This is a genomic window from Rhizobium sp. CB2179 (assembly GCF_057653455.1).
This window is the reverse complement of record NZ_JBYGKR010000002.1, coordinates 126724-146124: the sequence shown is the minus strand read 5'-3', so window position 1 is coordinate 146124 and position 19401 is coordinate 126724. Positions and strand designations below refer to the sequence as shown.

Here is a 19401-nt window from a genome sequence, read left to right as displayed (position 1 = left end):
ATGTTTGATCCCAATCAACGCACGATCCCCGCACAGCCGCCCAAGGCTGGCTTCGCTGCCGGTCCGTCCAAACTGGACGCCATCCGATCGGTCACCCTGTCGCTCGCTTACCTGCCTTTGGCGCGGCCGATCAGCGATGCCAAGGTGTTGACCGGCCGGCAGAAGCCGCTGACCCAGGTGGCCTTTCTATTTTGCGAGATCGTCTCCGAGGCTGGCCATAGTGGGCTTGGTTTCAGTTACTCGAAGCGGGCAGGCGGACCTGCGCTTTATGCACATGCCTGCGAGCTTGCCGACAACCTGATCGGCGAAGACCCCAACGATACCGCGCGCATCTGGGACAAGCTCTGCTGGGCCGGGGCCTCGGTCGGGCGCTCCGGCATTGCAACGCAGGCAATCGCCGCCATCGACATCTGCCTCTGGGACCTGAAGGCGAAACGCGCCGGCCTGCCGCTTGCAAAACTGCTTGGCGCGCATCGCGACAGTGTCGCCTGCTACAACACCTCCGGCGGCTTCCTGTCATCGAGCGTCGAGGAAATCCGCGATGCCATCGACCACTCGATCGCCTCCGGTATCGGCGGCATCAAGATCAAGGTCGGACAGCCGGACCCGATGATCGACCTTCGCCGGCTTGATGCGGTGACCAGCCATATCGATGGCCGTGTCCCGTTGATGGTCGATGCAAACCAGCAATGGGACCGCACGACGGCCTTGCGTTTCGGCCGGCTGGTCGAACCGCTCAACCTCGAATGGATCGAAGAGCCGCTCGATGCCTACGACGCCGAGGGCCATGCGGCACTGGCACGCGAACTCGCCACGCCGATCGCCACCGGCGAAATGCTGGCAAGCGCCGACGAACACATGGCGCTGATCCGGGCCGATGCGGTCGACTTCATTCAGCCGGATGCGCCGCGGGTCGGCGGCATCACGCCCTTTCTGCGCATCTGCACGCACGCCGAGGCGAAACGTATGCGCCTGGCCCCGCATTTCGCCATGGAAATCCATCTGCACCTGGCCGCCGCTTATGCGCATGAGCCGTGGGTAGAGCATTTCGATTGGCTGGCGCCACTGTTTAACGAACAACTCGAGATCAAGGACGGCCGGATGATCGTGCCGGCACGTCCGGGGCTCGGTTGCAGCCTGACCGGCAAAGCCCGCGACTGGACCGTGGAAACCCGCAGCTTCGGCGTCTGAATGAGAACGAGGAGAAGGAAATATGAACCCCGCAACCCGTGAAAAACTGATGGGTGTCTCCGTCGCGACGCTCTGTTCAGCACTGTTCAAGCGCGGTCTGAGAAACCAGACGATCCAGGATGTTCGGCCGGTGCAGCCAAAGGGCCGCAATATGGTCGGACCGGCCTTTACGCTGCGCTACATGCCGGCGCGCGAGGACCGCAACGCGATGAACGTCTTTCGCAACCCGAAGCATCCTCAACGGCTTGCCATCGAGACTTGCCCGGAAGGCTCTGTTCTGGTGATGGACAGCCGCAAGGATCCGCGCGCAGCCTCTGCCGGCGACATCCTGATTACCCGCCTGATGATGCGCGGCGGCGGCGGCGTCGTCACCGATGGCGGCTTCCGGGACGCCATGACGATCGGCGGCCTTGATATCCCCGCCTATCACAATCGTCCCTCCAGCCCGACGAACCTGACGCTGCACGAGGCAATCGACATCAATGTGCCGATAGGCTGTGGCGATGTGGCGGTCTTCCCGGGCGACATCATGGTCGGCGACGACGACAGCGTGATCGTCATCCCGGCTGAGATCGCCGACGAGATCGCTGATGAAGCGGTGGAGATGACCGCTTACGAAGATTTCGTCACCGAGCGCGTCAAGCAAGGTCATACGATCATTGGCCTCTACCCGGCCACTGACGAAAGCAATCTGACATTTTTTGCCGAATGGCGGAAGGTGAATGGCCGCTAAAGCGGTGCACCTTGATTACTTCACGCATCAGGACGGAGCGAGGCTCCGTCGAGGAGAAGAACAATGAGCTGGACCCCTTCAGGCAGGCATTTCATCGCCGGCGAGTGGATTGCCGGAACGACGACATTTCGGTCAGAGCCGGTGCATGGGCAGGCACATGACTTTGCTGTCGGCACAACGGAACTGGTCGACCGCGCCTGCCGCGCCGCCGAAGCTGCTTTTGCAGCGTTTTCGGCAACGACACGCGAGGAGCGCGGCATTTTCCTCGAGGCAATCGCCGAGGAGATCGACAAGCGCGGCGAGGCCGTCACCCTCATCGGAACGCAGGAAACCGGGCTTCCGGAGGGCCGGCTGAACGGCGAACGCGCTCGCACCACCGGCCAACTCAAACTGTTTGCCGACCATATCCGCAAGGGCGCGCATCTCGACGCTCGCGTCGACGCAGCCCAACCCGATCGGCAGCCGGCGCCGCGGCCCGAGATCCGTCTGGTGCAACGGCCGATCGGCCCGGTCGCCGTCTTCGGCGCTTCGAATTTTCCGCTGGCATTCTCGACGGCCGGCGGCGATACGGCAGCCGCGCTTGCCGCGGGCTGCCCGGTCGTGGTGAAGGGACATTCGGCCCATCCCGGCACAGGTGAGATCATTGCCGAGGCGATTGCAGCCGCTATCGAGCGCACTGGAATGCCGGCTGGCGTCTTCAGCCTGATCCAGGGCGGCCGTCGTGATGTCGGAACGGCGCTGGTGACCCACCCGGCCATCAAAGCCGTTGGCTTTACCGGTTCGCTTGCCGGCGGAAGGGCGCTCTTTGACCTTTGCGCCCAGCGCCCCGAGCCGATCCCCTTTTTCGGGGAACTCGGCAGCGTTAATCCGATGTTCCTGCTGCCGGCCGCTACCGCTGCCCGGGCAGAGGCGATCGGTTCAGGCTGGGCCGGTTCCCTGACGCTTGGTGCCGGCCAGTTCTGCACCAAACCCGGTATCGCCGTTGTCGTCGAAGGGCCGGAGGCAGACAAGTTCACCAGTGCCGCCAAGGCGGCTCTTGAAAAGGTGGCGCCGCAGACGATGCTGACAAAAGGCATCGCCACGGCCTATCACGAAGGTGTCGAGCGCATGCGGACAAGCAATGCCGTCGCGCCGGTTCTCGCGGCACAGAGTGCTGGCCGCGAAGCAACGCCGAACCTGTTCGAGACCAACGGCTCGGCCTGGCTTGCCGATCATTCGCTCAGCGAAGAAGTATTCGGTCCTCTCGGCCTCGTCGTGCGCGTCGGCTCGCCTGAAAAGTTGCTCACCCTTGCCGAAAGCTTTCAGGGACAGCTGACCGCGACGATCCATATGGACGACGCCGATCTGGGCCTTGCCCGCGACCTGCTGCCAATCCTCGAACGGAAAGCCGGCAGAGTGCTGGTCAACGGCTTCCCAACCGGCGTCGAGGTTGTCGATTCCATGGTGCATGGCGGACCCTACCCGGCCTCGACCAATTTCGGCGCGACCAGCGTCGGAACCATGTCGATCCGCAGGTTTCTGCGCCCCGTCGCCTATCAGAATTTCCCCGCCGACCTGTTGCCGCAAGACCTGCGCAACTGAAACCGAGGAGTACCAAATTGATTGCCCCGACGGAACTTCGCGAGATCATTCGCAACGGCCTGCTGTCCTTTCCCGTCACCCCTTTCGATGCCGAGGACCGGTTTGCCGCCAAGCCGTTTTCAGCGCATCTGGAATGGCTGTCATCCTACCCCGTTGCCGGTCTGATCGTTGCCGGCGGCACCGGTGAGTTGTTCTCGCTGACACCCGGTGAGGTGGTTGAGGTGGTAAAGGCCGCCCGCGCCGTGTCCGGCGATGCGCCGGTTATTGCCGGATGCGGCTACGGCACGCGGATTGCCTGCGACATGGCGCGCGAGATCGAGGCGGCCGGTGGCGACGGCATTCTTCTGCTGCCGCATTACCTGACCGAGGCGCCGGCAGATGGCATCGCCGCGCGTGTACGAGCCGTCTGCAAGGCCACCAATATGGGCGTTATCGTTTATAATCGTGGCCAGGCGCGGGTTTCGGCCGAGCAGCTTGCTCAGCTTGCCGACGAATGCCCAAATCTGATCGGCTTCAAGGACGGTACCGGCGATATCGATACGGTGCGCCGTGTCACGATCGCGCTCGGCGACCGCCTTTCCTATATCGGCGGCATGCCGACACACGAACTGTTTGCCCAGGCCTATCGCGGAGCCGGCATGCCGACCTATTCCTCCGCGGTCTTCAATTTCGTGCCTGAAACGGCATTGAAATTCCACAAGGCATTCCTTGCCGGTGACGACGCGGCTTGTGAACAGATGCTACGCGATTTCTACTATCCCTTTGCCCGTATTCGCGATCGCAAAGCCGGTTATGCGGTATCCGCGGTCAAGGCAGGCGTGCGGTTGCGCGGCTTTGAGGCGGGACTAGTGCGGGCGCCGCTGACGGATCTCACCGACGAGGAAGTCGAGATGATGCGCGAACTGATAGCTTCGGCCCAGTAAAAATGAAGGGTTCCAGACACGGTTGAGGGCTCCGCACTTCGGAGCGCCTGGGTTGAAGGCCGTCGTTAACTAGTATATTAGTGCACTTGTGCTTCATAGAACTATGAGGAGATAGGTGCCGGAGCACCGGAAACGGGACGCAGATCAACTGTGAGGAGCGCCAGAGGCGCATGGGAGGAGAACGAAATGAAACTACATTTGTTAGCTGCCTGCTTTTCAACAACGGTGCTCGCGCTGAGCGGCGGCACGGCTCTGGCGCAGGATGCCAAGAGCAACGTCACTGTTGTGCTTGCCGAAACCGTTGATGTCGTCGAGCCCTGTATGGCAGCGCGCCAGGACGTCGGCCGGGTCATTTCTGAAAACGTCAACGAGATGCTGGTGGAGTTCGACTACGTCAATGGCGGCCTCAAACCTCGCCTGGCGACGGAATGGTCGAAGATCGATGACGACACCTGGGAGTTCAAGCTGCGCCCGAATGTCAAATGGCACGATGGCAAGCCGTTCACCGCCAAGGATGTCCAATTCACCATCGAGCGCAACAAGAATAAGAAGCTCAGCTGTGAGACCGGCGGCAAATATTTCGGCGGCACGGAGTTCAGCTTCGAAACGCCCGATGCCAACACGATCCGCATTACAACAAAACCGGCGCAGCCGATTCTTCCGCTTCTGATGACGGTGATGGCTGTGGAATCGGCCGAGGCGACACCAGCCGACGAATTCACCCGCAAGCCGATTGGCACTGGCCCTTATACGTTCGACAAATGGGAAATCGGCCAGTCAATCGTGCTGAAACGCAATCCGGAATATTGGGGGGAGAAACCCCAGGTGGAACAGGCGACATATCTGTTCCGCTCAGACAGCGCCGTTGCAGCCGCCATGGTCGATGCTGGCGAAGCCGATATCGTTCCGGCCGTATCCGTACAGGATGCCACCAACAAGGAAACCGATTTCGCCTACCCGAATTCGGAAACGACATCGCTGCGCATCGATACGCGCGCAGCACCCCTTAACGACCGGCGCATCCGCGAAGCGATGAACCTCGCCATCGATCGTCAGGCGATGCTCGGAACGCTGTTCCCCGAACAGGCAAAGATCGCGACACAGCTCGTTGTGCCGACCACGATCGGTTACAATGCCGATATCCCCGCTTGGCCCTATGATCCCGAAAAAGCAAAGGAACTGGTCGCAGCAGCGAAAGCGGACGGCGTCCCGGTCGATCGTGAGATCCGTATCATCGGTCGCAATGGACAATATCCAAACGCAACCGAAGCGATGGAAGCGATGATGGCGATGCTTCAGGAAGTCGGCTTGAACGTAAAGCTCGACATGTATGACGTGTCCGTGTGGAACGGCTACTTCGTTGCACCCTTTGTCGCCGATTCCGGTCCGACGCTGACCCAGTCGCAGCACGACAATGCGACCGGCGACCCCGTCTTCACCGCATTCGTGAAATACGCGACCGACGGTTCCCACTCCATGGTTCGCGATCCGGCCGTTGACGCGCTGATCGCCAAGGCGACGTCTGCCACCGGCGACGAGCGCACAAAACTCTGGAAGGAGCTTTTCGCCAAGGTGAACACCGAAATCATCGCCGACATCCCGATGTTTCACATGGTCGGTTTCACCCGCGTCTCGCCGCGTCTCGACTTCAAGCCGACGATCGCGACGAATTCCGAACTGCAGCTGTCGCAGATCCGCTTCAAGTAAGCCGGTATGCCGCACTTAACCACGGGCCGCCGCAAACAGCGGCCCGTGCTTTCCATGACGTGAGGGAGAAATGCCGATGCCGCTGATTGACCGCATTGCCCTGACTCAATTCGCAAAGCAGATATTGACCCGCGCCGGCATGGAGGCCGACAAGGCCGAAACGACTGCCGCCGTCCTGGTGGAAGGCGACATGATCGGCCACGAAACCCATGGCGTCAGTCTTTTGAGCTGGTATGTCGAGGCGTTGGAAGACGGCTCGCTGGCAAAGTCCGGCAGCTATGAGATCGTCAATGACCGCGGCGCAGCCTTTGTTTGGGACGGCAAATCCCTGCCGGGCGCATGGCTGCTGACGAAGGCGATCGAGCAGGCCTGCGAACGGGTCGGCGATCATGGCGTCGTCACCGCCGCGATCCGCAACTGCCACCATACCTGCGCGCTTTCAGCCTTCATGCGGCAGGTAACCGAACGGGGCCTCATCGTACAGCTGTCGGTCTCGCATCCCGCGGCGAGCCGCGTTGCGCCCTATGGCGGCACGAAGCCGCTTCTGACGCCCAACCCTATGGCGGCCGGCTTCCCGACATCTGCGGATCCGATCCTGATCGACGTCTCGGCCTCGATCACCACCACGACCATGACGCAAAACCTGGCGAAGGCCGGCAAGAAATTTCCTGAGGCCTGGGCTTTCACTGTCGCAGGCGAGCCGACCGATGATCCGCGCGAGGTGACGGAACGGGGCGGGACGATGATGCCTCTCGGCGGCCAGTTGAAGGGGCACAAGGGTTTTGGGCTCGGACTGATCGTCGAGTTGCTGGGGCAGGGGCTTTCCGGCAAGGGACGGGCGAACACGCCATCCGGTGTCTTTTCGCAAAGCGCCTTCCTTCAGGTCATCGATCCGGCCTTTTTTGCCGGGCTCGATGCCTTTACAGCGCAGTCTGACTTTCTCGCCTCTGCCTGCCGCAGCAATCCTCCGGCGCCCTGGAACAATGGCCCCGTTCGCATGCCGGGCGACAGCGCAGCGCAAAAGCGCCGCTCGGCGTTAGAAGAGGGCGTGCCGGTCGGCGATGCAGCTTGGCAAAAGCTTTGCAAACATGCCGAGATCCTAGGCTTGCCTATTCCCGACGTCACCGCGTGAGGAACACAACTCTGCTTCGAAATTTCTTATCGGTCACCGCAACATCCGGTGTCAGGTGCAATCAGATCGGCCAGACCAATAACAGGATCGGCACGCTGACGAGCACCACAATGAGCGACAGCGGCAGACCCAGTCGGGCGTAGTCACCAAAACGATATCCGCCCGGTCCCATCACCAGCGTGTTGCACTGGTGTCCGATGGGCGTGAGGAAGTCGCTGCCGGCTCCAATTGCCACCGCCATCAGAAAGGCATCGGGCCTGAAGCCCAGCTTCTCGGCAAAGGTCGCGGCGATCGGGGCCATGACCAGAACCGTCGCTGCGTTGTTCAAAAACGGGGTTACGGCCATGGCCGCAACCAGGATGAGAGCCAAAGCACCGAAGGGCGGGAGCATTTCGGCGGTTCGCGAGAGGAGGTCCGCGATGATGTCGGTGGTTCCTGTGGTCCTGAGCGCGTCGCTGATCGGAATGAGAGCGGCCAGCATGATCAGAATGGGCGCATCGAGATGCTGATAAACTTCCCGCAAAGGAACGCATCCGGTGACCACCATCAGAAAAGCGGCGGCGAAAAACGCTGTCGCTACGGGAATGCCGCCGAAGGCTGTTGCTCCCATCGTTGCCATCAGGATAATGACGGGGATCATGCCGTTGCGGGCGTTGCCGAGCTTCATATCTCGTTCGACCAGCGGCAAACATCCCCATTCGCGTAGAAGATCCGGTAGTTTCTGCAAGTCGCCCTGCAAGACCACGACGTCGCCATTGCGGATCTTGATCTCACCCAGGCGCTCGGTGAAGCGCCTGTCGCGGCGGCTGACGGCAAGAAGGTTGAGCCCGGTATTGTGGAAGAGAGAAACGTCTTTTGCGCTGACGCCGATCAATCGGGAATGTTCGCCAACGATAGCTTCGACAGAACTGATGTCTTGGCGTGTCTCAGGCTCGTGTTTACGGTCGGACAGTTGAAGCTTGGCTTCACTGACGATCTTGTCGAGGGCGCTCTGCTCTCCCTCGATAATAAGAAGGTCGCCATCCTTGAGCACCGTGTCGGGAAGGGGCGTTCGTCTTTGGCCGTTGCCACCGATAATCGCAGTCACCATCGCATCGCCGCCCGCCGGCTTCTGGAGCCAGCTGACGGACCGCCCGATCGCCCCTGATGGCGTGGTGACCTTGGCCTCGGTCGTGTAGTTTTTGATCGCCACCGCCTCATCCATCGACGTTTCGACCCGTGATCTTTCAGGCAGCAGCTTGTAGAACAGCGCCAGAAAGACAACGCCGGCGACCGAGAGCGCCAGGCCGACAGGCGTATAGTCAAACATCATGAACGGCTGCCCGGTGATCTCCTCGCGCACCCGGGAAACGATGATGTTTGGCGACGTGCCGATCTGCGTCATAAGCCCTCCGAGCAGAGAGGCGAAAGACATCGGCATCAGGAACATCGACGGTGATACGCGCGATTTCCGGGCCATCTGCACAGCGACCGGGATCATGATCGCCAGCGCACCAATGTTTTTGATGAAAGCCGACAGGGCTGCGACAATGGCAACCAGAATGATCAGCTGCATCCGTGGCCCGCGTCGTTCGGGAGAAAATCGGCGCAAGGCGACATCCATGATCCCCGATCTGGAGATCGCCGCACTGACGACGAGCGCGCTGCCAACGATGATGACAATGTCATCGGAAAAGCCGGAAAAAGCATTCTTGGCGGGAACGATGCCGACAATGATTGCAGCGAGAAGAGAGCTCACGGCGACTATATCGTATCGATAACGACCCCACAGGAACGCGCCCATCATCAGCGCGATGATGAGAAGAGATAGCCATTGATCAGCGCGCATGTTTGCATCCCGGTGGTGGCAATTAACGTTTCAAGCAAGAGAACGATGCGGCGAGGCCGAGAAATTTTTTCTCGCCTATCCCAGCCGTTTCATCCGCTGACGGCTGGAGGAGCACCCTGATGGAACTTCCAGCCGCCAGGCGGCATTTCGCTGTCGGGGTTGCTTTCGGGAACGACCATGGCCAGTGACAAACTATCGACCTATCGGTCGAAGCGCGACTTTAAAAAAACGGATGAGCCGAGCGGTGAAAAACGCCTCTCGCGCAGCAATCGCCGTCGCTTCGTCATCCAGAAACATGATGCCACCCGGCTGCACTACGACCTGCGGCTCGAGCTGGATGGCGTCTTCAAATCCTGGGCGGTCACCAAAGGCCCGTCTCTCGACCCGCACGACAAGCGGCTGGCAGTTGAGGTCGAGGATCATCCGCTCGACTATGGCGACTTCGAAGGCACCATTCCGAAGGGCCAGTATGGCGGTGGGACGGTCATGCTCTGGGACCGGGGCTATTGGGAACCGGAAGGAAAGAAGAGCCCCGAGCAGGCCCTCGCCAAGGGTGACTTCAAGTTCACCTTGGAAGGCAAACGCCTGCACGGCAGCTTCGTGCTGGTGCGCATGCGCAATGATCGCAACGGCGGCAACCGGACAAATTGGCTGCTCATCAAACACCATGATGAGTTCTCCGTCGAAAACAAAGGCGAAGCGGTCCTCGAGGAGAACGACACCTCTGTCGCCTCCGGCCGAACCATGGAGATGATTGCCGGCGGCAAGGGACGAAAGCCCAGGCCTTTCATGATCGAGGGTGGCGACGTTCAGGCTGATGCCGTTTGGGACAGCAATCACGGACTGGCTGCCGAAGAGCGAAAAGACGACACCGGAGGCGGTCGGAAATCGAAACCGGCCACAAAGGTCGATCTGCCGGATTTCATTGCGCCGCAGCTCTGCCGGACACTGGAACGCCCTCCGGCAGGCACTGGCTGGCTTCACGAGATCAAATTCGACGGTTACCGGATCCAGATGCGAGTGCTGGATGGCGAGGCGACGCTGAAGACCAGGAAAGGGCTCGACTGGACGGCAAAATATCCGGAGATCGCCGAGGCGGCATCGACACTGCCCGATGCGATCATCGACGGCGAGATCTGCGCCCTCGACGATCATGGCGCTCCTGATTTCGCGGCTCTGCAGGCGGCCCTTTCGGAAGGCAAGACCGGCGAGCTCGTCTATTTCGCCTTCGATCTTCTCTATGAAGGTGGCGAGGATGTGCGATCGCTGCCGCTCGTCGAGCGCAAGGCGCGGCTTCAAAGCCTTCTGTCCGACGCCGGCGATGATCCGCGCGTCCGTTTCGTCGAGCATTTCGACACCGGCGGTGATGCAGTTCTCCAGTCTGCCTGCAAGCTTTCACTGGAAGGCATCGTCTCGAAAGAGGCGGATGCACCCTATCAATCCGGCCGCACCGAAAGCTGGGCGAAGTCGAAATGCCGCTCCGGCCACGAGGTGGTGATCGGCGCCTATGCCCAGACCAACGGGAAATTCCGATCCCTGCTGGTCGGCGTCTACCACGGCGACCACTTCGTCTATGTCGGCCGCGTCGGCACGGGATATGGCGCGAAGAAAGTGGAAACGCTGCTTCCGAAGTTGAAAGCGCTCGAGACGGCGAAATCGCCGTTCACCGGCATCGGCGCGCCGAAGAAGGAGGCCGAGGTCATCTGGCTAAAACCCGAGCTAGTGGCGGAAATCGAATTCGCAGGCTGGACCGCAGACGGCATTGTCCGGCAGGCGGCCTTCAAGGGACTGCGGGAAGACAAGCCGGCCAAAGAGGTCAAGGCCGAACGGCCGGCAAAGCCCGCGCAAACTGACGTGCCACAGCCGACGGTGGAGGCGAAAACCAGACCCGTCCGCAAAAAAGGCGCCAAGGCCGAGGTCATGGGGGTGCTGATCTCCAACCCGGACAAGCCGCTGTGGCCGGATGCCAATGACGGCAAAACCGTTACCAAGGAGGACCTGGCCTGCTACTACGAAGCCGTCGGTTCGTGGCTGATCGAGCACATCAAGGGACGTCCGTGTTCGATCATCCGTACACCCGACGGGATCGGCGGCGAGCAGTTTTTTCAGCGTCATGCGATGCCCGGCACCTCGAATCTTGTCGAATTGGTCAAGGTTTTCGGCGACAAAAAACCATACCTGCAGATCGACCGTATCGAAGGCCTTGCTGCCGTCGCGCAGATCGGCGCCGTCGAGCTGCATCCCTGGAATTGCGAACCGCGTCAGCCTGAGGTGCCCGGCCGGCTCGTCTTCGACCTTGATCCAGGTCCGGATGTGCCCTTCTCCGCGGTCGTTTCGGCGGCCCGCGAAATGCGGGACCGTCTCGACGCGCTGGGAATGATCAGCTTTTGCAAGACCACTGGGGGCAAGGGTCTGCACGTCGTCACTCCGCTTGCGATCAACAAACGCAAGCCGCTTTCGTGGGCCGAAGCGAAGGGATTTGCCCACGACGTCTGCCAGCAGATGGCACGCGACAATCCCGAACTCTATCTGATCAAGATGACGAAGAGCCTGAGGGATGGCCGGATCTTCCTGGACTATCTGCGCAACGATCGGATGGCGACGGCGGTTGCACCTTTGTCGCCGCGCGCCCGGCCGGGTGCCACCGTCTCGATGCCGCTGACCTGGACCCAGGTCAAATCTGATCTTGACCCGAAGCGCTTCACCATTCGCACCGTCCCGACGCTGCTGTCGAAGTCCTCTGCCTGGGAGGATTACGGCGATGGCAAGCGTCCGCTGGAGCAGGCGATCAAGCGGCTCGGCAAAGTCTCCAAAGTGGCTTGAGCGCTATCGGACTATGGACCGTCCGGCACTGTGATCAGCCGGCTTTCTCGGCGTGAATTTTCTCGGCGCGCTGATATTGCCATTCACAAAACTGCTCCAAATATCGGTGGGTAAATCGCAGCCATCATGCGTTGACAATCCTCTTTCGCTCAGGTCTACTGGTCCACTTACCGGACCAGTAGACCTGAGCGGGGAGGGGAAAAGCAATGGACGTTCGAGCGATGCTCGAAGACGTTGCGGCGCTCGGTGGAGCGCCGAAGAAGTCGATGAAAGACTTCGTTGTCCAGAAGATTGCGACCTTCATTGCCACCGGCATTCTCAAGGTAGGCGATCCGTTGCCAAGCGAACGTGAACTCGCCTCCGCACTCTCGGTCAGCCGCGAGACCGTCCGTGGGGCGATCCTTATCCTTTCCACCCATGGGATTCTCTCGGTTGTGCACGGAACGCGCACGGTGGTGGCATCGGAGGACGTCGGCGAATTGGCCGTCCAGGCTGCGCGCTATCGCGACATCGCGGCCTACAGTCTCGACAATGTTCATGAGGCTCGGCTTCTTATCGAAGCACAGGTCGTCAGGGCTGCCGCGCTCAAGATGGAGCCTGCAACTTTTGAGTATCTCCGCAAGTCGATCGCAGCGCAGGAGGCCGCCTGTGACGATCCTGTGCGTTTTTTGATATGTGACCGGGAATTTCACACCGTTATCTACCGTTCCAGCGGCAACGCGGTGCTGGCTGATATGGCCGCCGACCTCTATTCCTATCTTCTGAGCCACCGAAGGCGCGTCGTATCGCAGCCCGGAACGATCACCACGAGCATCGCCGATCACCGGTTGATCCTCGCTGGTTTGGAGACGCGGGACCCGGATGCCGCATGCACGGCCTTCGCAATCCACGAAACCCGTATTTATACGACGACCAAGTTACTCTTCTCGTAGTTCGCAAGGAGGCGAAACACGATGCATACTCTCATTATCGGGGCGGGAGGAATGATCGGCCGGAAGCTCGCAGCCACGCTGGGGCGCAGCGGGTCACTCGGCGGCGATACAATCACCCGCATGACGCTCGTGGATATCGCGCCTCCGCCGATACCCGCCGGTGTCGTTGCGCCGGTGGAAGCGCTGGCTGCCGATATTTCCGAAAGCGGCGCAGCGGAAGCCCTGGCGGCTCGCCGGGCCGATGTGATCTTCCATCTCGCCGCGATCGTTTCCGGCGAAGCCGAGCGCAATTTCGACCTCGGCTACAAGGTTAATCTCGACGGCACGCGATTGCTGTTGGAAGCGATCCGCCGGGAAGGAAGCCGCCAAGCCTATGTTCCCCGGTTCGTATTCTCCTCGTCGATCGCGGTCTATGGCTCGCCGTTTCCCGATCCCATTCCCGATGATTACGTGCTCGCACCTCTGACCAGCTACGGAGTCCAGAAGGCGATTTCCGAGCTTCTGCTTGCTGACTATTCGCGGCGCGGCTTTATCGACGGCGTCGGAATCCGGTTGCCGACCATCGTGATCCGGCCGGGTGCGCCGAATGCCGCCGCATCGGGCTTCTTTTCCGGAATCCTGCGTGAACCGCTTGCAGGCCAGCGGGCTGTTCTTCCGGTCGAGGAAACGGTCAAGCACTGGCTGGCAAGCCCGCGTTCCGCCATCAAGTTCCTGATCCATGCGGCGACGCTCGACACCGCGGCGCTGGGTGTCCGGCGCACGCTCACCATGCCGGGCGTCGCCGCCACCGTTGCCGACCAGATTGCCGCCTTACGCCGTGCTGCCGGTCCCGAGGCGGCGGAGTTGATCGATCGGCGCCGCGACGAGGTCATTGAAGGGATCGTCGCCGGATGGCCGAAGTCCTTTACGCCCGAACGGGCGACGCAACTGGGTTTCGTCGCCGAAACCACGGTGGACGAGCTGATCGAGGTCTACCTCGCCGAAGACGCTCCGGGTGCGTCCAAATGAGGTTGAGCCGCCCCATAGGAGGAGAGTGCCGCCAGGGCACACCCGCATATGCGGGATTGCCCTGGCAGAAGGACTTGAGAACATAAGGCCGCCGGCAAGAGATACGAAAATACGAATACATAGCATGTAGCGCTCGATTTCTGGGAGGAGTGGGTATGGCAGGCGTTCAATTCGCGGATGTGCGGAAATCATTCGGGACATTTCCGGTCATCAAAGGCGTGGATATCGACATTGCCGACGGGGAGTTCGTGATCCTGGTCGGCCCGTCGGGTTGTGGAAAATCCACTCTTCTGCGGATGCTGGCGGGACTTGAGAATATTTCCGGCGGCGAGATCAAGATCGGCGGGCGCGTGGTCAACACGCTGCCGCCCAAGGACCGTGACATCGCCATGGTGTTCCAGAACTATGCGCTCTATCCGCATATGACGGTACAGGAGAACATGGGTTTCTCGCTGATGCTGAACAAGGCACCGAAGGCGGAAGCCGAGAAGCGGGTGAAATATGCCGCCGGCATCCTCGGTCTCGACAAATTGCTCGACCGTTATCCGCGCCAGCTTTCCGGCGGTCAGCGCCAGCGTGTCGCCATGGGGCGGGCGATCGTCCGCGATCCGGAAGTCTTTCTGTTCGACGAACCGCTATCCAACCTCGATGCGAAGCTGCGCGTCGCCATGCGCGCCGAAATCAAGGAACTGCACCAGCGGCTGAAAACGACGACGGTCTATGTCACCCACGACCAGATCGAGGCCATGACCATGGCCGACAAGATCGTCGTCATGCATGACGGCGTCGTCGAGCAGATCGGCACACCGCTCGAGCTCTACGACAAGCCGGCCAATCTCTTCGTTGGCGGGTTTATCGGCTCGCCGGCGATGAACATGATCAAGGGCAGGCTCGATCCCGAAAACCCGACAAGTTTCAGGGCATCCGACGGCACTGCGCTCCCGGTCGCCAATCCGCCAGCCGACGCCATCGGCCGCGACCTCGTCTACGGGCTGCGCCCGGAATACATTTTACTCGATGCCAACGGGTTGCCCGGCGAAATCGTGGTGATCGAGCCGACCGGCTACGAGACGCATCTTATCCTCAGGCTCGGCGGCAGCGACCTCAGCTGCGTCTTCCGCGAACGCGTCAGCGCGCGGCCGGGCGAAACCCTGCGCGTTTCTATCGACGCCGCGCATGTTCATCTCTTCGACACCGAAACCGGGCGGAGATTGACAGACTGAGGCCGGCCGGCGGCGGCGCGGGGCGGAGGAGCCCTCTCGTCACCCGCAGACAGGCACGCATCCCCTCTCAGGGATGCAAGGACCGTCGTTCACCAAGCGGGAAGTGAACGACGGGGAGTTCGCACCCGCTTTTTAATGAGGAGGAATCTCATGAGGATCAGAAGACGTGACTTTCTTGCCGCCTCGGCTGCCGTCGCCGGCGCCGCCGGCCTCGGCATTCGGCCGACCTTCGCGCAGGCTGAACCGACCTACACGCCGGAAAGCGGCGCCAGCCTGCGGCTGCTGCGCTGGACACCTTTCGTCAAGGGCGACGAGGAGGCATGGCTTGCCAACACCAAGAAATTCACCGAAGCGACCGGCGTCGAGGTGCGCATCGACAAGGAAAGCTGGGAAGATATTCGCCCGAAGGCTGCCGTCGCGGCCAATGTCGGCTCCGGCCCGGACCTCATCATGTGCTGGTTCGACGACGCTCACCAGTATCCCGACAAGCTGGTCGACCTGACCGAACTCGCCAACTATCTCGGCAACAAATATGGCGGCTGGTACGACGGTGTGAAGGGCTATGCCGCGCGCGGCGATACCTTCATCGCCATGCCGCTGGCGGCAATCGGCAATGCGGTGGTCTATCGCGACACTCACGTGAAAGCAGCTGGCTTCAGCGAGTTCCCGAAGGACACGGCAGGCTTCCTCGAGCTTTGCAAGGCGATGAAAGCCAAGGGCACGCCGGCCGGCTTCCCGCACGGCAAGGCCGTCGGCGACGGCAACAACTACGCCCACTGGCTGCTTTGGAGCCATGGCGGCAAGATGGTCGACGAAGGCGGCAAGGTGACGATCAACAGCCCGGAAACGCTGGCGTCGATCAACTATGCCAAGGAACTCTATGCGACCTTCATTCCGGGCACGGAAAGCTGGCAGGACGTCAACAACAACCGCGCCTTCCTCGCCGGTCAGGTGTCGCTGATCGCCAACGGCGTCTCGGTCTATTACACGGCCAAGAACGACCCGAAGCTCGCCGAGATCGCCAAGGACATCCGCACGACGAATTTCCCGATCGGCCCGGTTGGCCAGAGCGTCGAGCTTTTCCAGACTAGCTCGCTGCTTCTCTTCAAGCATACGAAATATCCGGAAGCGGCGAAGGCCTACATCAAGTTCATGATGGAAGCCGACCAGATGAATGCCTGGATCCAGGGCTCAAGCGCCTATTGCTGCCAGCCGCTCAAGGCTTTCGCCAAGAACCCGATCTGGACATCCGATCCGATCCACGCGCCTTATGCACGTGCCTCGGAAAAGCTGCGTCCGAACGGCTATGCCGGCCCACTCGGTTATGCCTCGGCAGCGACCATGGCCGATTACGTTCTGGTCGACATGTATGCCGCCGCCGTCACCGGCCAGATGTCGCCCGAGGATGCGATGAAGGAAGCTGAACGGCGGGCCAACCGCTACTACCGCGTCTGAGCCGCGCTTCAAAGCAAGCGGCATGCCGGCTTCGGCATGCCGCAACGTCCTCTGGGAGTTCAAGTGCAATCTGGGAGATAAGCAATGTCGATGGTGAATCCGGAGGATAGACGCGGGCCGATCTCCTCGCTCCTGCAGAACAACAATGTGCTCGGCTTCCTGTTCATGCTGCCAGCGGCAGTGTTCCTCGTCTGCTTTCTGACCTATCCGCTGGGGCTCGGTGTCTGGCTCGGCTTCACCGATACGAGGATCGGCCGCGACGGCGTCTTCATCGGCCTGGAGAACTACCAGTTCCTGATGGACGACAGCGTCTTCTGGCTGTCGGTCTTCAACACCATTCTCTATACCTCCGTTGCCTCGGTGCTGAAATTCGCGCTCGGCCTCTGGCTGGCAATGCTGCTCAATCAGCACCTACCGTTCAAGTCCTTCTTCCGGGCGATCGTGCTGCTTCCCTGGGTCGTGCCGACGGTGCTTTCGGCGCTGGCCTTCTGGTGGATCTACGATTCCCAGTTTTCGATCATCTCCTGGTCGCTGATGCAGCTGGGGTTGATCAGCGGACCGATCAATTTTCTCGGCGACCCCATAAATGCGCGCATATCCGTCATCGTCGCCAATGTCTGGCGCGGCATTCCCTTCGTGGCGATCTCGCTGCTTGCGGGGCTGCAGACGATTCCGGCGTCGCTGCAGGAGGCCGCCTCTCTCGACGGCGCCACGAGCTGGCAACGGTTCCGCTATGTGACGCTGCCGATGTTGACGCCGATCATTGCCGTTGTGATGACCTTCTCGGTTCTCTTCACCTTTACGGATTTCCAGCTCATCTACGTGCTGACCAAGGGTGGACCGGTCAACGCGACGCATCTGATGGCGACGCTATCGTTCCAGCGCGGCATTCCGGGCGGTCAGCTCGGTGAAGGTGCGGCCATCGCAGTCGCCATGGTGCCCTTCCTGCTCGGCGCCATCATGTTTAGCTTCTTCGGCTTGCAACGGCGCAAATGGCAACAGGGCGGCCAGGATTAGGGGAGAGTGACGATGTCGATAAATTCAAACGCCGCCGATCAGGTCGTGACCGACAATGCCGAAGGTATGAGCTATCTGAACCGCCTGCCGCGGCGGATCGTGATGCTCTACCTGCCGATGGCCGTCTTCGTCGTCGTGCTGCTCTTCCCGTTCTACTGGATGGCGATCACCGCGGTGAAGCCGAACGACCAGCTGACCGACTACAGCAACTACAGCCCCTTCTGGGTGGTAGGCGCGACGCTCGATCACGTCAAATACCTGTTCTTTGAGACATCCTATCCGGGCTGGCTGTGGAACACGATGCTGGTCGCGGTCTGCTCCACCTTCCTCTCGCTGGTGGCCTCAGTCTTCGGCGCCTATGCGATCGAGCGCGTCCGCTTTACAGGCTCGCGTTCGGTTGGCCTCGTCATCTTCCTCGCCTATCTCGTGCCGCCGTCGATCCTCTTCATCCCGCTTGCCTTCATCGTCTTCAAGCTCGGGATCTATGACTCGCGGCTGGCGCTGATCTTCACCTATCCGACCTTCCTCATTCCCTTCTGCACCTGGCTGCTGATGGGCTATTTCCGCTCGATCCCATTCGAGCTGGAGGAAAGCGCGCTGGTGGACGGCGCCAATAGATGGCAGATTCTCACCAAGATCATCCTGCCGCTCGCCGTACCCGGACTGATTTCGGCTGGCATCTTCGCCTTCACGCTGTCCTGGAACGAATTCATCTATGCGCTAACCTTCATCCAGTCGTCGGAAAACAAAACCATCCCGGTCGGCGTGCTGACCGAACTGGTGCGCGGCGACGTCTTCGAATGGGGGGCACTGATGGCGGGCGCATTGTTCGGCTCGCTCCCGGTGGTCATCCTCTACTCGTTCTTCGTGGACTACTACGTCTCATCGATGACCGGGGCAGTGAAGGAGTGACATGTACCGCGGACACGCCTTGCTTCCTGCAGCATGCGACTGCTTGTTATCGCAGGAGGCGTGTCCGCCAATGGGATCAGTTGCCTGCCCATTATGTATCGAAACCTCGTCTTGGCGAGATCGAATAGTTGTAAATCGCCGCGTAGCTCGTCGATACGAGCAGCGGAAGTGCGATGGTCTTGAGTATTTCCGGTGTACCGGTCGCCGCATGGATTGCCACGAGAATGCTGGCGGAGCCGAGACAAGCAATGAGAGGCGGCGCCCAAAATCGCGCAGATCCGACGAAGCGCTTCGAAAGCCAATCGATCACAGATTTCAGGAACAGCGTCAGGCAGGCGGATATCGTCCCCTGCACAAGGCCGGCATAGAGCGGCAATGGCATGGCGTGCGCGAGATTGGCGAAAACCGCCCAGCTGCCCATTGCCAAAAAGGCGAAGAGAACATGGACAACACCACTGCGGAGAAGCCGGTGCAGCGCATTCGGCATCACAGCGACCACCCGTGGCGGACAAGATGGCGCAACAGGGTCAGAGCCTGTTCTTCATCGCGGCGCGCAATGTATCGTTGATCCGATCCTGCCAACCGGGGCCATCTTCCTGGAAAAGGGCAAGCACATCACTGTCGATCTTGAGCGAAACGAGCTCCTTGATATTCGGCAGCGCTGGCCGCTCAACAGCTTGTTCGGGCTTCTTCTTCGCGGGTTTGAACAACGCTTCGGCAGCATCCATTGGATTGACAGGTCTGCGGGGCGAGTTTGCCATCGGTATGACTTTCTATTGCCTGTCGGATCGACATATGAGCGGCATACGGGATCTCGGCTGCTTCGTCGACTATTTAGCTTGTTTTATCAGGACGATTTAGCCGACCTGCTCGACGGCCGGTCTGCTAGAGCCTTTCCGGCAGGTTCTGGATGCCAGACCTGCCGAGAATCTGACC

The 19401-nt window shown here is 60.7% G+C and carries 16 protein-coding genes; 13 read left to right on the top strand and 3 right to left on the bottom strand.

The window, feature by feature from the left end; all coding sequences use genetic code 11:
- The 6 genes from AC244Q_RS24795 (at position 1) to AC244Q_RS24770 (ending at position 7267) form a co-directional block, all read left to right on the top strand.
- Positions 1–1191: an L-talarate/galactarate dehydratase gene (locus AC244Q_RS24795; RefSeq protein WP_128406698.1), complete on the top strand. Its 1191-nt coding sequence runs from the start codon at positions 1–3 to the stop codon at positions 1189–1191.
- 22 nt (positions 1192–1213) lie between these two features.
- On the top strand, positions 1214–1924 hold the full coding sequence (locus AC244Q_RS24790; protein WP_024321447.1) for a ribonuclease activity regulator RraA: 711 nt from the start codon (positions 1214–1216) through the stop codon (positions 1922–1924).
- A gap of 63 nt (positions 1925–1987) precedes the next feature.
- Positions 1988–3505 (top strand): aldehyde dehydrogenase (NADP(+)), encoded by a 1518-nt coding sequence (locus AC244Q_RS24785; RefSeq protein WP_128406699.1) that lies wholly within the window; start codon positions 1988–1990, stop codon positions 3503–3505.
- Positions 3506–3522: 17 nt separating this feature from the next.
- The gene (locus tag AC244Q_RS24780) at positions 3523–4428 is read left to right on the top strand and encodes a 5-dehydro-4-deoxyglucarate dehydratase (RefSeq protein WP_128406700.1); all 906 of its coding nucleotides are present in this window, start codon (positions 3523–3525) and stop codon (positions 4426–4428) included.
- Between the two features lie 186 nt (positions 4429–4614).
- Positions 4615–6135: an ABC transporter substrate-binding protein gene (locus AC244Q_RS24775; RefSeq protein ID WP_128406701.1), complete on the top strand. Its 1521-nt coding sequence runs from the start codon at positions 4615–4617 to the stop codon at positions 6133–6135.
- A gap of 70 nt (positions 6136–6205) precedes the next feature.
- Positions 6206–7267 carry an Ldh family oxidoreductase gene (locus AC244Q_RS24770; RefSeq protein WP_012755644.1) on the top strand — a complete coding sequence of 354 codons (1062 nt, stop codon included), beginning with the start codon at positions 6206–6208 and terminating at the stop codon, positions 7265–7267.
- 61 nt (positions 7268–7328) lie between these two features.
- Here the strand turns inward: AC244Q_RS24770 and AC244Q_RS24765 are convergent, their stop codons facing one another.
- On the bottom strand, positions 7329–9095 hold the full coding sequence (locus AC244Q_RS24765; RefSeq protein WP_128406702.1) for an SLC13 family permease: 1767 nt from the start codon (positions 9093–9095) through the stop codon (positions 7329–7331).
- 177 nt (positions 9096–9272) lie between these two features.
- Between AC244Q_RS24765 and ligD the strand changes: the two genes are divergently transcribed.
- The 7 genes from ligD to AC244Q_RS24730 all read left to right on the top strand — a co-directional run bounded on the left by ligD (position 9273) and on the right by AC244Q_RS24730 (position 18465).
- Positions 9273–11918 (top strand): DNA ligase D, encoded by a 2646-nt coding sequence (gene ligD, locus AC244Q_RS24760; RefSeq protein ID WP_128406703.1) that lies wholly within the window; start codon positions 9273–9275, stop codon positions 11916–11918.
- Positions 11919–12124: 206 nt separating this feature from the next.
- Complete coding sequence (locus AC244Q_RS24755; RefSeq protein ID WP_128406704.1) at positions 12125–12850, top strand: FadR/GntR family transcriptional regulator; 726 nt, start codon at positions 12125–12127, stop codon at positions 12848–12850.
- A 21-nt stretch (positions 12851–12871) separates the two neighbouring features.
- Positions 12872–13858 (top strand): D-erythronate dehydrogenase, encoded by a 987-nt coding sequence (gene denD, locus AC244Q_RS24750; RefSeq protein WP_128406705.1) that lies wholly within the window; start codon positions 12872–12874, stop codon positions 13856–13858.
- A gap of 155 nt (positions 13859–14013) precedes the next feature.
- Entirely contained in the window at positions 14014–15081 is a 1068-nt protein-coding gene (locus AC244Q_RS24745) for an ABC transporter ATP-binding protein (RefSeq protein ID WP_003562461.1), read from the top strand.
- Between the two features lie 150 nt (positions 15082–15231).
- Positions 15232–16536 carry an ABC transporter substrate-binding protein gene (locus tag AC244Q_RS24740; protein ID WP_003562462.1) on the top strand — a complete coding sequence of 435 codons (1305 nt, stop codon included), beginning with the start codon at positions 15232–15234 and terminating at the stop codon, positions 16534–16536.
- Between the two features lie 84 nt (positions 16537–16620).
- Positions 16621–17553 carry a carbohydrate ABC transporter permease gene (locus AC244Q_RS24735; protein WP_113545619.1) on the top strand — a complete coding sequence of 311 codons (933 nt, stop codon included), beginning with the start codon at positions 16621–16623 and terminating at the stop codon, positions 17551–17553.
- 12 nt (positions 17554–17565) lie between these two features.
- Positions 17566–18465: a carbohydrate ABC transporter permease gene (locus tag AC244Q_RS24730; protein WP_012755638.1), complete on the top strand. Its 900-nt coding sequence runs from the start codon at positions 17566–17568 to the stop codon at positions 18463–18465.
- A 91-nt stretch (positions 18466–18556) separates the two neighbouring features.
- Here the strand turns inward: AC244Q_RS24730 and AC244Q_RS24725 are convergent, their stop codons facing one another.
- Entirely contained in the window at positions 18557–18952 is a 396-nt protein-coding gene (locus AC244Q_RS24725) for a hypothetical protein (RefSeq protein ID WP_012755637.1), read from the bottom strand.
- A gap of 40 nt (positions 18953–18992) precedes the next feature.
- Positions 18993–19226 (bottom strand): BrnA antitoxin family protein, encoded by a 234-nt coding sequence (locus tag AC244Q_RS24720; RefSeq protein ID WP_012755636.1) that lies wholly within the window; start codon positions 19224–19226, stop codon positions 18993–18995.
- Positions 19227–19401 lie beyond the last annotated feature (175 nt).